The organism is Cystobacter fuscus, assembly GCF_044360685.1.
In the GTDB taxonomy this organism is placed as follows: Bacteria; Myxococcota; Myxococcia; order Myxococcales; family Myxococcaceae; genus Cystobacter; species Cystobacter fuscus_C.
Genome location: NZ_CP043491.1, coordinates 1229796 through 1243426 on the forward strand (window position 1 = coordinate 1229796; position 13631 = coordinate 1243426).

Here is a 13631-nt window from a genome sequence, read left to right on the forward strand (position 1 = left end):
GTTACTTCGCGATCTCCAACAGGAAGTCGATGAAGGCCCGCACCCGGGCGGCGGGCAGTTCACGGGAGCGGTGGTACACGTAGACCGGATACCTCTCGTCCGACCAGGCGGGCAGCAACTTCACCAGCCGTCCCGACTCGAGCAGGTCGCGCACACTGAACTCGAAGGGTTGGCCGATGCCATGGCCGCTCAGCATGGCGCCAATGAGGCTGCCCGAGTCGTTCACCACGAGCCGTCCCTGGACGTTCACGGGAATGACTTCGTCCCCGCGCTGGAACTCCCACTCGAAGTGGCTCTCCGTGAAGGGATTGCGGACGCGGATGCATTCGTGGCGACCGTGGGCCAGCTCGCTCGGATGCTTGGGCCGTCCATGCCGTGCCACGTACTCGGGAGAGGCACACGTCAGCACCCGGGAGCGCGCGAGCTGGCGGGAGATGAGGCCCGAGGGCTCGGCCTCGCCGAAGCGCACCGCCATGTCCAACCCCTCGGCGACCAGGTCCCCGATGCGGTCGCGCACCACCAGCTCCACCGACAGCGCCGGGTGACGCGCGAGGAACTCACCCAGGCGCGGGGCGAGCACGTTGTGCCCGAAGGCGGAATCGACGTTCACGCGCAACAGGCCCCGCACCGCGCCCGCCGCGTCGGACACCGTCGCCGCGGCGTCCTCGATGCCCGCGAGCAGGGGCGCCACCTGCTCGTAGAAGCGCCGTCCCTCGTCGGTCAGGCTGACGGCTCGCGCGGTGCGATCGAACAGCCGCACCCCGACACGCTGCTCCAGCCGGGCCACCGCGCGGCTCACTCCCGACTGCGTCATGCCGAGGCTCTCCGCCGCTCGGATGAAGCTTCCCGCGTCCACCACCGCGGCCAGAACGCCCATGCCTCCCAGGAGTTTTCCATCGACGGCCATGCATGACTCCTCGTCATCCAAGGACTGAATCCTATGAGGTGGTGGCATGGAGGGTCGACTTCTATGTTTCGCGTGTCTGGACGTCACGGCGACGTCCGGTGACTGGGTCCACATCCAGGGAGAACGTCATGGAAATCCAAGGCAAGGTCGTTGCAATCACGGGGGCGTCGAGTGGGATTGGCGAGGCCACGGCACGCAGGCTCGCCGCGCAGGGGGCTCGGGTCGTCGTTGGCGCACGGCGCACCGCGCGTCTCGAGGCGCTCGTCGAGGACATCCGCCGCCAGGGGGGCGAGGCCGCGTACCGGCAGCTCGACGTGACCCGCCGGGAGGACGTGCGGAGCTTCGTGGGGTTCGCCGTCGAGCGTTTCGGCCGGCTCGACGTGCTCGTCAACAACGCGGGGCTGATGCCGCTGTCCCTGATGGAGCACCTCAAGGTCGAGGAGTGGGATCGGATGGTCGACGTCAACATCAAGGGCGTGCTCTACGGCATCGCCGCCGCGCTGCCGTTGTTCAAGGCGCAGGGCTCGGGGCAGTTCGTCAACATCAGCTCCGTGGGCGACCGCGTGGTGGTGCCGACCTCCGCGGTGTACTGCGCGACGAAGTTCGCCGTCCGGGCCATTTCCGAGGGTTTGCGTCAGGAGGTCGGCGGCTCCATCCGCGTCACGCTCGTGGCTCCCGGCGTGACCGAGTCGGAGCTGGCGGAGTCGATCTCGGATCCGGAGATGAAGCGCCTGGCGGTCGAGGAGATCCGCAAGAACATCATCCCCGCGGACGCCATCGCCCGCGCGATTGCCTTCGCCATCGGCCAGCCCGCGGATGTCGACGTCAATGAGCTCGTCGTCCGGCCCACGAGCCAGACGTTCTGACCGCCGGGCCTCGTCGTGACGCTTCCAGGACAGTGGCCCGCGCGCGCCCCTCACTCCATGCGTCCGCGCGGCGAGCGCGCTGGTAGCTTCGAGCCTCGTGAGGGCGGAGTCACCCGTCCCTTGTCGAGAGGAGTTTCAAGCGTGTCGAGACTGATGGGCGGTCTGTTGATGTTGGGGCTGCTGGGCGCATGCCGGACCACGCAGGAGGGCGCGCCGCGGGAGGAGGCGCCGCGCGAGGCGAGCCTGAGCGTGAGGTCGGGGGCCAGCCTGGAGCAAGCACCCGTGTGTGGCGCGGAGCTTCCGGCGTGTGCCGAGGGCAAGAGCTGCATCGCCTTCACCCTGGAAGGGGAGCGGCAGGCGCGCTGCCTCGATGCGACGACCGCCTGCTCCGAGCTGCTGTCGTGCTCGGACGGCGCCAGTTGTGTCCTGATGGAGTCCTATCCGCTCCAGCTCAGGTGCTCGAGCCCCTGAGCGGGGCTCAGTACCACTGCGCCTGGCCCGCCACCCACGTGGCGAGCACGGTGAGGTCCGGCCGCAGCAGGGCGAGGTCCGCGCGGTAGCCCCGCGCGATCCGTCCGAGCTGTCCCTCCAGTCCGAGGAAGCTCGCCGGGTAGAGCGAGGCCATGCGCAGGCTGTCCTCGAGGGGCAGCCCGAGCAGGCGCACGCAGTTGCGCACCGCCGTCACCATGTCGATGTCGGCGCCGGCCAGGGTGCCGTTCTCTGTCACCAGCCGCCCGTCCCGGCGCAGGATGGTGTGCCCATAGAGGGTGAAGGAGCGCGCGTCGGTGCCCACCGGCGGCATGGCATCCGTCACCAGGTACACCTTGCCGGCAGGCTTGCTCTTCACGAGCAGGCGCAGCAGGGACGGGTGGACGTGGATGGCATCGACGATGACGCCGCACCAGGCCTCCTCGGACTCGAGCGCGGCCAGGGCGGGGCCTGGCTGGCGGTTGGTCAGGGGCGGCATGGCGTTGAACAGGTGGGTGAAGCCGCGCACGCCCGCGCGCAGGGAGTCGCGGGTGCGCTCGTAGGGCGCCGCCGTGTGGCCCGCCGCGAGCAGCACTCCCGCCGAGGCGAGCCGCGTGAGGATGGCGTCTTCCACGCGCTCGGGCGCCAGCGTCATCACCATCCGGCCCGCGTGGGCGGCGAGGCGCTCCGGCATCTTCACCAGGTAGTCGAGGTCCCGGGCCTCGGGCGAGCGGATGAAGCGCGGATCATGCACGCCGGGCCGGTCGCCGCTGATGAAGGGGCCCTCCAGGTGGATGCCGAGCACGCCACTGGCGGGACGTGCCATGGCCTCCAGGGTGGCCTCGCACGCCCGCTGCATCTTCGTCTGCTCATCCGTGATGAAGGTGGGCAGCAGTCCCGTCGTGCCCGAGCGGCGCGAGGCCGCCGCGATGGCGAGCGCCGCCTCGGCGGTGGGCGTGTCGTTGAACAGTACGCCGCCCGCGCCGTTGACCTGGGTGTCGATGAAGCCGGGCACCAGCAGTGCGTCCCCGGGCAGACGGACCTGTTCGGCGTCGGTGGGCGCGGACGGGGCCGGCACCACGGCGGCCACGTGCCCGTCCTCGAGCACCACGCAGTGGCCATCCACGAACTGCTCGCCCGTGAAGACCCGGGCCCCACTCAGCACGCGTCTCATCACACCGTCTCCGTCACTTTGCGCAGGTGGGGGGGCGCGTCCGGGTCGAGCCGGCGCGCCACGGCCAGCCGGTGCACCGCCATGTAGAAGCTCTGCACCTGGCACAGGGGGGCGATGGCGGTGGGGATGCCGGGGACGGAAGGCAGCGGCTCCGTGCCGGGCACGTCGAGCACCGAGCGGACCTCGGCGCCCAGCTCGACGAGCCGGCGCACCACGTCCCGGGTGCTGCCCGCGGAGTTGTCCTCCTGGCCGAGCGCCAGCACGGGGAAGCCGGGGCCCACCAGGGCCAGCGGGCCGTGGAGCACCTCGGCGGTGCTGAAGGCCTCGGCGTGCAGCCGGCACGTCTCCTTGAACTTGAGCGCCATCTCCAGGGCGGCGCCCAGGCCGATGCCGCGCCCGAGCACGTACAGGCCGCGCGCGTCGGCGAGCCGCAGCAGCGAGGGAGCCCAGTCGAGCGCGCGTGCCGCCTCCAGGGCCTCGGGCAGCCGGTTCACCGCGTCGCGCAGCTCCGGCTCTTGGGACCAGTGCGCCACGAGCTGCAGGAAGGCGAGGCCGGAGAGCAGGTAGGACTTGGTGGCGGCCACGCTCTGCTCGGGGCCGGCGCACAGCGGAACGCCCACGTCGCACATGCGCATGAGCGGGGAGTCCTCGTGGTTGACGAAGCCGACGACGAGCGCGCCCGCCTCACGCGCCGCTTCCGTCAGCCGCAGCAGGTCCGGGCTGCGGCCCGACTGCGACACGGCGATGAAGAGGCTGTCCTTCCAGTCCAGCGGGGTGTTGTAGACGGACGCCACGCTCGGCCCCACCGAGGCCACGGCGCGGCCCAGCGTGGTCTCGATGAGGTACTTGCCATAGCTGGCCGCGTGGTCGGAGCTGCCGCGCGCGCAGGTGATGATGAAGCGGGGCGGGTGCTGACGCAGCCGCTCGCCCAGCTCGGCGAAGGTGCCCGCGCAGCGGGTGATCTGCTGGCGCGCGGCGTCCGCCGCCTGGGCGGCCTCGCGCGCCATGGCGGGCACCTGCGGGACCACGGGATGGATGGCTTGGGGAGTGAGGCTCATCGGTTTACCTCTCGGGCCGGGGCGGCCAGGTTCAATTCGACGATGAAGTCGTAGGCGTCGCCCCGGTATTGGGAGCGGACGAACTCCAGCGGGGTGCCGTCCTCGAGCAGCGTGCGCCGCTCGATGTAGAGGGCGGCGGAGCCCTCGGGCACGCCGAGCTGCTCGGCCTGTTCGGCGGGCAGCTGGATGGCGGACAGGCGCTGCAGGGCGCGGTAGGGGGTGAAGCCCTTGCGCCGGAGCGTGTCATAGAGCGAGCCCTGGACCTCCAGGGGATCGGCCAGGAAGCGCGTGGGGATGACCGCCGTCTCCAGCGCCATGGCATTGCCGTTGGCGGTGCGCAGGCGCTGCATGCGGCTGACGGTGGCGCCCGGGCTCAGTCCGAGGGCCAGGGCCTCCTCGGGGTTGGCCGCCGTCACCGTGCGGTTGAGCCACACCGAGCCCGCGGCGAGGCCTCGCGAGCTCATGTCCTCGGAGAAGCTGGTCAGCGTGGACAGGCGCTGTTCCACATAGGGGCTGGTGCCGCGGTTGACGAAGGTGCCCACGCCCTGGCGCTGTTGCAGCAGGCCCTCGTCCAGCAGCTCCTTGATGGCCTTGCGCACCGTGACGCGCGACACGCTGAAGCGCTCCGCCATCTCCCGCTCGCCGGGCAGCGCGTCCCGATGGCCGAACCGGCCGCTGACGATCTGCCCCCGCAGGTAGCGCGCGAGCTGGAGGTAGAGCGGCAGTGGCAGGTCGTTGGACAGCGCGTCCCGGTCGAGGGCTTCCACTCCGCTCTGATGAATCGACATGACTCCTTCTTCCTTGGGCTCGTAATACCATGAAGATACCACTTTAAGACCATGACGCAAGCCTGAATCATGACTTCCAGGTTCTATTAGACAAGTGAAGTCGTTGAAATCATGGTGCTTTTTGTGAAAATCCACGGTTCACGTGCTCGCCTGCCTGCCAAAATGGCAACTTTGACGTTGAAATCAGGAATCGTGCTGGTATGGTGCAGCAGTCCAATCTAATACCAGTTGATCCGGGGGAGGCCACGTTGATGAAGGAGACGGAAGCGGCGGCCCGGCGATTCCAGGGGCTGGATGGTTGGGGGACCGCGGAGGTGCTCGAGACGCTGTGGAGCGGTCAGTCGCGGGCGGTAGCCGCCTGCCTGCCCGCGCTGCCCGCGTTGGGACGGGCCGTGGACGCGGCCCGGGAGCGGCTGGCGGGCACCCAGGGACGGTTGATCTACGCGGGAGCCGGCTCGGCCGGTGCGCTCGCGGCGCTGGATGCCCTGGAGCTGCCCGGAACGTTTGGCTGGCCGTCGACCCGGCTCTCGGTCCTGATGGCCGGAGGGTTGGATCTCGCGCGTGGCCTGGACGCGGGGAGCGAGGACGACGCGGACACGGGCCGCGCCCGGGTGGGGGAGTTGCACCCCGGTCCGGCGGACGTGGTGCTGGGCGTCTCCGCCAGTGGCGGCAGCGCCTTCACCGTGGGCGTGGTGGAAGAGGCCCGGCGCCGGGGCGCCCTGACGGTGGCCATCGCCAGCGTGGACGGCTCGCAGCTGGTGGCCGCCGCGGAGCACGCGGTGGTGGTGCACACGGGGGCGGAGGTGATCGCCGGCTCCACCCGGCTGGGCGCGGGAACGGCCCAGAAGGCGGTGCTCAACCTCTTCTCCACGGCCGTCATGACGGGCCTGGGCCTCGTCTTCGACAACATGATGTGCAACGTGCGGCCGGACAACGCCAAGCTGCGCCAGCGCTGCGTCACCATCATTTCCCGCATCGCCGGAGTCGGCGAGCCCGCCGCCGCGGACGCGCTCGCCCGCCATGGAGACATCCCCCGCGCCGTCCTCGGGCTCGCGGGCCTGTCCCCGGCCGAAGCCAATCAAGCCCTCGTTCGCTCGGGGGGTAACCTGCGCGCCGCTCTGGAGAGCGCATCCAAGGAGAAGGGCGAAACATGTCCTCGCTGAGAGTCAGCTCCCCCGTGGAGACGCAAGCCTTGTCCACGTTGAAACTCGTCGCGCCGATCGCCGGTTGGGCGACCCCGCTGGAAGAGGTTCCGGACCCCGCCTTCGCCCAGCGCATGGTGGGAGATGGCATCGCGGTGGACCCCACCTCGTCCGAGCTGCGCGCCCCATGCGAGGGCGTCGTGGTGTCGGTGCACGCCTCGCGTCACGCCTGCACGCTGCGCACGGGGACGGGCGCGGAAGTGCTCCTGCACATCGGCATCGACACCGTGAACCTGCGCGGCGAGGGCTTCATCGCCCACGTCCAGGAGGGACAGCGGGTCCGGGTGGGCGAGCCGCTCATCGGCTTCGACATGGACCTGCTGGCCCGCAAGGCGCGCAGCCTGTTGACGGTGATGGTGGTGGTCAACGGGGACACGCACACCATCAAGCAGCGGGTGGAGGCTCGCGAGGTGGCGGTGGGCGAGCCCCTGCTGGAGGTCGAGGGGGGCACGGCGCAGCCGGTGGCCGAGGCGGCGGGAGACACGTCCGCGCGGCGGGTGCGGCTGCTCATCCCCCATGGTCTGCATGCCCGTCCCGCCGCCGTGTTCAGCCGTCACGCCGCGATGCACCCGGGCGTGGTGCGCGTGGCGTGTGGTGAGCGCACCGTCAATGGCAAGAGCGTCGTGGGGCTGATGAGCCTGGGCGCCCGCCATGGCGACACGTTGACGATCTCCGTCGAGGGCGCGCAGGCCGAGCAGCGCGTCCAGGCCCTGGTGGACCTGGTGACCAGCGGGTTGGGCGACACCGTCCAGCCCATCGCCGAGCCCTCCGCGCCCGTCGAGGCGTCCGCGCTCGTATCCGCTCCCTCCGCGGTATCCTTCTTCCCGTCCGACCGTCCGGCCCTGTTCCAGGGCACGTCGGCCGCTCCGGGCGTCGCGGTGGGCATCGCCATCCGGGTGCTCGAGGATCAGGTGGAGCTCAACCCGCGGGGCCGGGGTCTCGCGGAGGAGCAGCGCCGCCTCTCCGAGGCGCTCGCGGGCGTGCGCCAGGAGATCGAGCTGATGATCGAGCGGTCCACGGGAGATGGGGTGCAACCGGATATCTTCCGCGCGCACCTCGAGCTGCTCGATGACCCCGAACTCAATGATGCCGCGGGCCGGGCCCTCTCGGCCGGACACAGCGCCGAGTGGGCGTGGCGCTCGGCGACCGAGCTGCACGTGGGGGTGCTGCAGGAGCTGGAGAACGAGCTGTTGGCGGAGCGTGGCGGAGACCTGCGCGACATCTGCCGGCGCGTCGTTGCCTTGCTGACGGGCAAGAACGGCTCGCGCATTCCCACCGAGCTGCCCTCCAACGCCATCCTCGTCGCCGATGAGCTGATGCCCTCGGATCTGGCGGAGGTGCCGACGGGCCGGCTGGCGGCGCTCTGCACCGCGAAGGGCGGCCCCACCTCGCACGTGGCCATCCTGGCCGCGGGGCTGGGCATTCCGGCGGTGGTGGCCGCGGGAGACGCGGCCCTGCGCGTGCCCACGGGCGCGACGCTGATCGTCAACGGAGACCGGGGCGAGGTCCAGGTCCACCCCAGCGCCGCCCAGCAGGAGGCCACCCTGAGGGCACTCGCCGAGCGTGCCACCCGCCGCGAGGCCTACCTGGCGCAGGCGCACGAGGGGTGCCACACGCTGGATGGCGCGCGCATCGAGGTCTTCGCCAACCTCGGGCGTCCGGGTGACGCGGCGGCCGCCGCCAGCCAGGGCGCCGAGGGGTGCGGGCTCTTGCGCAGCGAGTTCCTCTTCCTGGAGCGCACCACCGCGCCGAGCGAGGCCGAGCAGACCGCGCAGTACCAGACGATCGCCACGGCCCTGGCTGGCAGGCCGCTCGTCATCCGCACGCTCGACGTGGGCGGTGACAAGCCCCTGGCCTACCTGCCCCTGCCGCGCGAGGAGAACCCGGTGCTCGGCCTGCGCGGCGTGCGCGTGTCGCTGCGCTACCCCGAGCTGATGCGCACCCAGCTGCGCGCCATCCTCCGGGTGAAGCCCGAGGGCGTCTGCCGCGTGCTGGTGCCCATGGTCACCTCCGCGCACGAGCTGCGCGCGGTGCGCGTCATGCTGGAGGAGGAGCGCAAGGCGCTGGGGGTGTCCACGCCGGTGCAGCTCGGCGCGATGATCGAGGTGCCCGTGGCCGCGGTGCTCTCCGAGCGCCTGGCGGCCGAGGCGGACTTCCTCTCCATCGGCACCAATGACCTGACGCAGTACGGGCTCGCCATGGACCGGGGCAATCCGCACGTGGCGGCGCAGCTCGACGGCCTGCACCCGGGCGTGTTGCGGCTGGTGGCGCAGACGGTGGAAGGCGCGCGCAAGCATTCCCGTCCGGTGGCGGTGTGCGGCGGCATCGCGTCGGACGCGCGCGCCGCGCCCCTGCTCATCGGCCTGGGTGTCACCGAGCTGTCGGTGGCTCCCTCGGTGATTCCCAGCCACAAGGCCCTCATCCGCACGCTGTCGCTGTCCGCGTGCGCGGAAGTCGCGCGCAAGGCCCTGGAGCTGGAGAGCGGTGACGAAGTGCGTGCCCTCGTGACGAATACCTGGCCGGGCCTGTGATCGGTCGCATTGCTTCAACGGAGAGAAGAATGGTGAGCAACAAGTTCGCGGGAGTCCAACAGCTAGGGCGCGCCCTGATGTTGCCCATTGCGGTGCTGCCCATCGCGGGACTCCTGCTGCGTCTGGGACAGCCAGACCTGCTGGACATTCGCTTCATGGCGGCCGCGGGTGACGCCATCTTCGCCCACCTCGGCCTGCTGTTCGCGGTGGGTGTGGCGGTGGGCTTCGCCCGGGAGAACCATGGCGCGGCGGGACTCGCGGGCGCCGTCGGCTTCTTCATCACCATCGAGGGCACGAAGGCGCTCGTCGAGGTGCCTCCGGCGGTGCTCGAGGGCCTGGTGGGTGCGGCCCGGGACCTGGCGGTGTCGGGCTACAAGGCGCGCCTCGAGTCGAAGATCAGCATGCCGGCCGGCATCCTGTCCGGCCTGCTCGCCGGCATGCTGTACAACCGCTTCAAGGACATCAAGCTGCCGGAATACCTGGCGTTCTTCGGCGGGCGCCGCTTCATCCCCATCATCACGGGCTTGGCCTGTCTGGTGCTCGCGCTGGTGTTCGGGTTTGGCTGGCCGGTGATTGAAGCGGGTCTGGACGCGGTGACCCGCTCGGTGTTCAGCGCGGGCCGGTTCGGGCTGTTCCTGTATGGCTTCTTCAACCGCCTGCTGCTCGTCACGGGCCTGCACCACATCCTCAACAACGTCGCGTGGTTCCTCCTGGGCGACTACAACGGCGTGACGGGAGACCTGAAGCGCTTCTTCGCGGGTGACCCCACCGCGGGCGCGATGATGACGGGCTTCTTCCCGGTGATGATGTTCGGCCTGCCCGCGGCGTGTCTGGCCATGTACCGGGCGGCGCCCGCGCACAACCGGGCCAAGGTGGGCGGCCTGCTCACGTCCATGGCGCTGACGTCCTTCCTCACCGGCGTCACCGAGCCCATCGAGTTCGCCTTCATGTTCCTCGCGCCGCCGCTCTACCTGCTGCACGCGGTGCTCACGGGCGTGGCGCTCGTCGCCATGGACATCCTGGGGGTGAAGCTCGGCTTCGGCTTCTCGGCGGGTCTGTTCGACTACGTGCTCAACTTCAAGCAGTCCACCCAGCCCTGGCTGCTGCTGCCGGTGGGCGCGGCGTACTTCGCCCTCTACTACGGGCTGTTCAGCGTCTGCATCTCGCGCTTCGACCTGAAGACCCTGGGCCGGGAGGACGAGGCTCCGGCTCCGGCCGCTGGCGCCGCCTCCATCGATGGCGGCTCCCTGCCGGCTCCCGCTCTCTCCCGGGGCGCGGCCTGGCTCAAGGCCCTGGGTGGTGCGAGCAACATCCAGACCGTCGATGCCTGCACCACGCGGTTGCGCTTGACCGTGGCGGACAACGCCCGCATCGACGAGCCGGCGCTCAAGTCGCTCGGCTCCCGGGGCGTCATCCGTCCGTCGCCCGGCAGCGTCCAGGTCATCATCGGTCCGCAAGCGGATCAGGTCTCCTCCGAGATTCAGGAGGTCCTGCGCGGCGGCGGTGCCCGGGAGGGCGCCCCGGTTTCCGGCAACGCCGAACAGGTGCTGGCCCGGGGAGTGCTCCAGGCGTTGGGAGGGGCCTCCAACGTGCGCGAGGTGGGCTGCTGCTCCACCCGTCTGCGGCTGATCGTCGTCGATGATCAGCGCGTCAACGACACGGCCCTGAAGGGGCTCGGAACGCGGGGGGTGGCCAAGCCCGCCGCGGGTTCCATCCAGGTGATCATCGGACCCACGGCGGAACGCGTGGCCGATGAGCTGCGTGCGCTGCTGCGCTGAAGCACCGCCCCTTCTTTCACAGCACTCCGTCCTGGGGACCTGGGGAAATTGGCGTCAGCCATTTCCCCGGGGTAGGGGGAGGGCTGTCTCAAGAAGCAACCACAGGTGTGATTTTCCTTGTCGGAGGCAACATGAAACGCTTGCTGACGTCTCTTCCTCTCATGGCGATTCTTTCCTCGGGATGCACTGAACCCAATGAGCAGCCGCCGGCGCCCGGGCCGGGTACCCCTCCCATCGACGAGCCGACCACGCAGGTTCCGGCCGCGCTCACGGTGGAGTGGCAGCCCACGGACAACCTGGCGAACAAGGACGCGAAGTTCTTCCGCTCCAGCTTCACCCTGGAGAACAAGGGCCCCGGTGAGCTGGGCAACCAGGGCTGGAAGCTCTACTTCAACTTCGTGCGGCGCATCCTGAACGAGGGCGAGGGCGATGGCACGCTTGTGCAGGCGCTCGCGAAGCAGGGGGTGAAGATCTCCAAGCCGGCCAGTGGCGACTACTACGTCATCGAGCCCCTCCCGGACTTCAAGCCCATCGCCCCGGGCGAGCGGCGCGCGATCGACGTGCTCGCCAGTGATTGGGCCATCCTCAAGACGGACGCGCCGGCGGGCTTCCACATCGTCTTCACCGGGGAGAAGTTCTCCGACAAGACCGCGTTCGCCGTTCCCTCGACGGTCAAGCTGGACGCGAACGACCCGAAGCAGACCACCCGCTTCCCGGGAGACAAGCTGCCCGTGCAGACGCCCGGGCTGCGCTACGACGAGAACCCGGCCCACCAGACGCTGGACCTCAAGGCGCGGCTGCTGCCCGCTCCCCGCACCGTCGAGGCGGTCGCGGGCACGGTGTCGCTCAAGGGCGACCTCGCCATCGGCTTCGTCGAGGGGCTGAAGGACGAGGCCTCCTACCTGGCCGCCGCGCTGAAGGATGTGCTGGCGGCGAACATCACCTCGCGGGCCACGGGGGGCGGCGAGCAGATCCGCCTGGAGTTCAAGCCCGACCTGGCCACCGCCGAGGGCTATGAGCTCGACGTGAAGGACGGCTCGGTGACCATTCGCGGCAAGGACGCCGCGGGTGTCTTCTATGGCATCCAGACGCTCCGGCAGCTCATCCCCACGGAGGTCTATGACGCCGCGAAGAAGGGCGCGCGTCCCCAGGAAATCATCCTGCCAGGGGTGCAGATCGCCGACGCTCCGGGCTTCACCTACCGCGGTATGGCTTTGGACGTGGGGCGTCACTTCCAGACGAAGGAGACCGTCAAGCGGCTGCTGGACGTGCTGGCGCACTACAAGATCAACAAGTTCCACTTCCACCTGACCGATGACGAGGGGTGGCGTCTGGAGATCCCGGGCATCCCGGAGCTGACGAGCTACGGCTCCCGCCGCGGCTTCGACCCGGCCGAGGAGGAGATGCTCCACGCCGGGTTCGGCTCGTCCAACGATCTCGCCGAGGGCGATCGCATCTCGCTCAAGCCGCCCGCGCCCTCCAACGCGGATCCGGTGAAGGACGCCCCGCAGGGTTACATGCCCGAGACGGTCAACTTCCTGGGCAAGGGCAGCGGGTACTACACGGTCAAGGACTTCGAGGAGATCCTCGTCTATGCCAAGGAGCGGCACATCGACGTGATCCCCGAGGTCGACGTCCCCGGCCACTCGCGCGCCGCCGTGAAGGCCATGGAGTACCGCTACCGCAAGCTCAAGGACTCGGACCTCGCGCAGGCCACCGCCTACCGGCTGGTGGACCCGGCGGACACGTCCAAGCACGAGAGCGTCCAGATGTACACGGACAACTTCATCAATCCCTGCCTGGACTCGTCGTATGCCTTCCTGACCAAGGTCGTCCAGGAGATCAAGGCGCGCTACGACGCGGTGGGCGCCCCGCTCTATGCCATCCACGGCGGTGGTGACGAGCTGCCCTCCTTGAATAACGGTCACGTGTGGTGGCAGGGCTCGCCGCTGTGCAAGCAGAACCCCGTGACGCGCGAGCTGACCGACATCCAGCTCTTCAACCACTTCTTCAAGAAGTGGCAGGGCATCATCACCGCCACGGGCGGCACGCAGATGACGGGCTGGGACGACATCATCCACAACGGGCAGGATCTCCCCGGCTTCCTGCCCATGCCCTGGAGCAACGTGTGGGGCTGGGGCCGCGAGGATGATGCCTACAAGTTCGCCAACCAGGGCTACAAGGTCATCCTCTCCCACTCGACCAACCTCTACCTGGACCTGGCGTACAACAAGGATCCGGACGAGCCCGGCTACTACTGGGCCAACTTCGTCGACACGAAGAAGACGTTCGAGTACCGGCCCTTCGACGTCTACGCCAACGCCACCCACAACCGGATGGGCGTTCCCATCGACCCGTCGGACTTGAAGGACAAGGTTCGCCTGTCCGCCGAGGGCAAGAAGAACATCCTCGGCATGCACGGCCTGCTCTGGGCCGAGAACCAGAAGAGCCCCGCCCTCCTGGAGTACTTCGCGTTCCCGAAGATGCTCGGCGTGGCCGAGCGCGCCTGGAACCCGGAGTTCCCGACCGATGGCGATCCGGCCGCGCTCTGGGCCCACTTCACCAACAGTCTGGGCCAGTTCGTACTGCCGCGGCTGGACGGCTACCGCGCGGTGGACCTGCGCTCGGAGTTTCCGAGCCGCGTGGGCGTGAACTACCGCATCCCGCTGCCGGGCGCGAAGATCATCGACGGAAAGCTGAATGCAAACGTTCTCTTTCCTGGCCTGGACATCGAGTACTCCACGGATGCGGGCGCCACCTGGAAGCCATACAAGGAGCCCGTCGCCGTCTCGGGCGCGGTGTCCCTCCGGGCCCGCGCGAGCGACGGCCGCACGAGCCGCGTCGCCACGCTGAAGTAAC

The 13631-nt window shown here is 69.6% G+C and carries 10 protein-coding genes; 6 read left to right on the forward strand and 4 right to left on the reverse strand.

The annotated features are described in order from the left end of the window. Position 1: 1 nt before the first annotated feature. Positions 2-907 (reverse strand): LysR family transcriptional regulator, encoded by a 906-nt coding sequence (locus tag F0U63_RS05150; RefSeq protein WP_395844280.1) that lies wholly within the window; start codon positions 905-907, stop codon positions 2-4. A gap of 128 nt (positions 908-1035) precedes the next feature. Between F0U63_RS05150 and F0U63_RS05155 the strand changes: the two genes are divergently transcribed. Beyond that, positions 1036-1773 carry an SDR family oxidoreductase gene (locus F0U63_RS05155; RefSeq protein WP_395844282.1) on the forward strand — a complete coding sequence of 246 codons (738 nt, stop codon included), beginning with the start codon at positions 1036-1038 and terminating at the stop codon, positions 1771-1773. A 141-nt stretch (positions 1774-1914) separates the two neighbouring features. Then, complete coding sequence (locus F0U63_RS05160) at positions 1915-2244, forward strand: hypothetical protein (protein ID WP_395844284.1); 330 nt, start codon at positions 1915-1917, stop codon at positions 2242-2244. Between the two features lie 7 nt (positions 2245-2251). Here the strand turns inward: F0U63_RS05160 and nagA are convergent, their stop codons facing one another. The 3 genes from nagA to F0U63_RS05175 are packed head-to-tail and all read right to left on the reverse strand — an operon-like array spanning position 2252 to position 5261. After that, complete coding sequence (nagA, locus tag F0U63_RS05165; protein ID WP_395844286.1) at positions 2252-3415, reverse strand: N-acetylglucosamine-6-phosphate deacetylase; 1164 nt, start codon at positions 3413-3415, stop codon at positions 2252-2254. Then, entirely contained in the window at positions 3415-4473 is a 1059-nt protein-coding gene (locus tag F0U63_RS05170; RefSeq protein ID WP_395844288.1) for an SIS domain-containing protein, read from the reverse strand. The genes nagA and F0U63_RS05170 overlap by 1 nt, the downstream gene beginning before the upstream one ends. Next, positions 4470-5261 (reverse strand): GntR family transcriptional regulator, encoded by a 792-nt coding sequence (locus tag F0U63_RS05175; protein ID WP_395844290.1) that lies wholly within the window; start codon positions 5259-5261, stop codon positions 4470-4472. Before F0U63_RS05175 ends, F0U63_RS05170 begins: the two co-directional genes overlap by 4 nt. A gap of 251 nt (positions 5262-5512) precedes the next feature. Here F0U63_RS05175 and F0U63_RS05180 point away from each other — a divergent pair, with 251 nt between their 5' ends. From F0U63_RS05180 to F0U63_RS05195, 4 genes are all read left to right on the forward strand, one after another. Beyond that, complete coding sequence (locus tag F0U63_RS05180) at positions 5513-6424, forward strand: N-acetylmuramic acid 6-phosphate etherase (protein ID WP_395844292.1); 912 nt, start codon at positions 5513-5515, stop codon at positions 6422-6424. After that, complete coding sequence (ptsP, locus tag F0U63_RS05185; protein WP_395844294.1) at positions 6412-8994, forward strand: phosphoenolpyruvate--protein phosphotransferase; 2583 nt, start codon at positions 6412-6414, stop codon at positions 8992-8994. Before F0U63_RS05180 ends, ptsP begins: the two co-directional genes overlap by 13 nt. 29 nt (positions 8995-9023) lie before the next feature. Beyond that, on the forward strand, positions 9024-10772 hold the full coding sequence (gene nagE, locus F0U63_RS05190; RefSeq protein ID WP_395844296.1) for an N-acetylglucosamine-specific PTS transporter subunit IIBC: 1749 nt from the start codon (positions 9024-9026) through the stop codon (positions 10770-10772). Between the two features lie 131 nt (positions 10773-10903). After that, entirely contained in the window at positions 10904-13630 is a 2727-nt protein-coding gene (locus tag F0U63_RS05195; protein ID WP_395844298.1) for a family 20 glycosylhydrolase, read from the forward strand. The last annotated feature ends 1 nt before the right edge of the window (position 13631 follow it).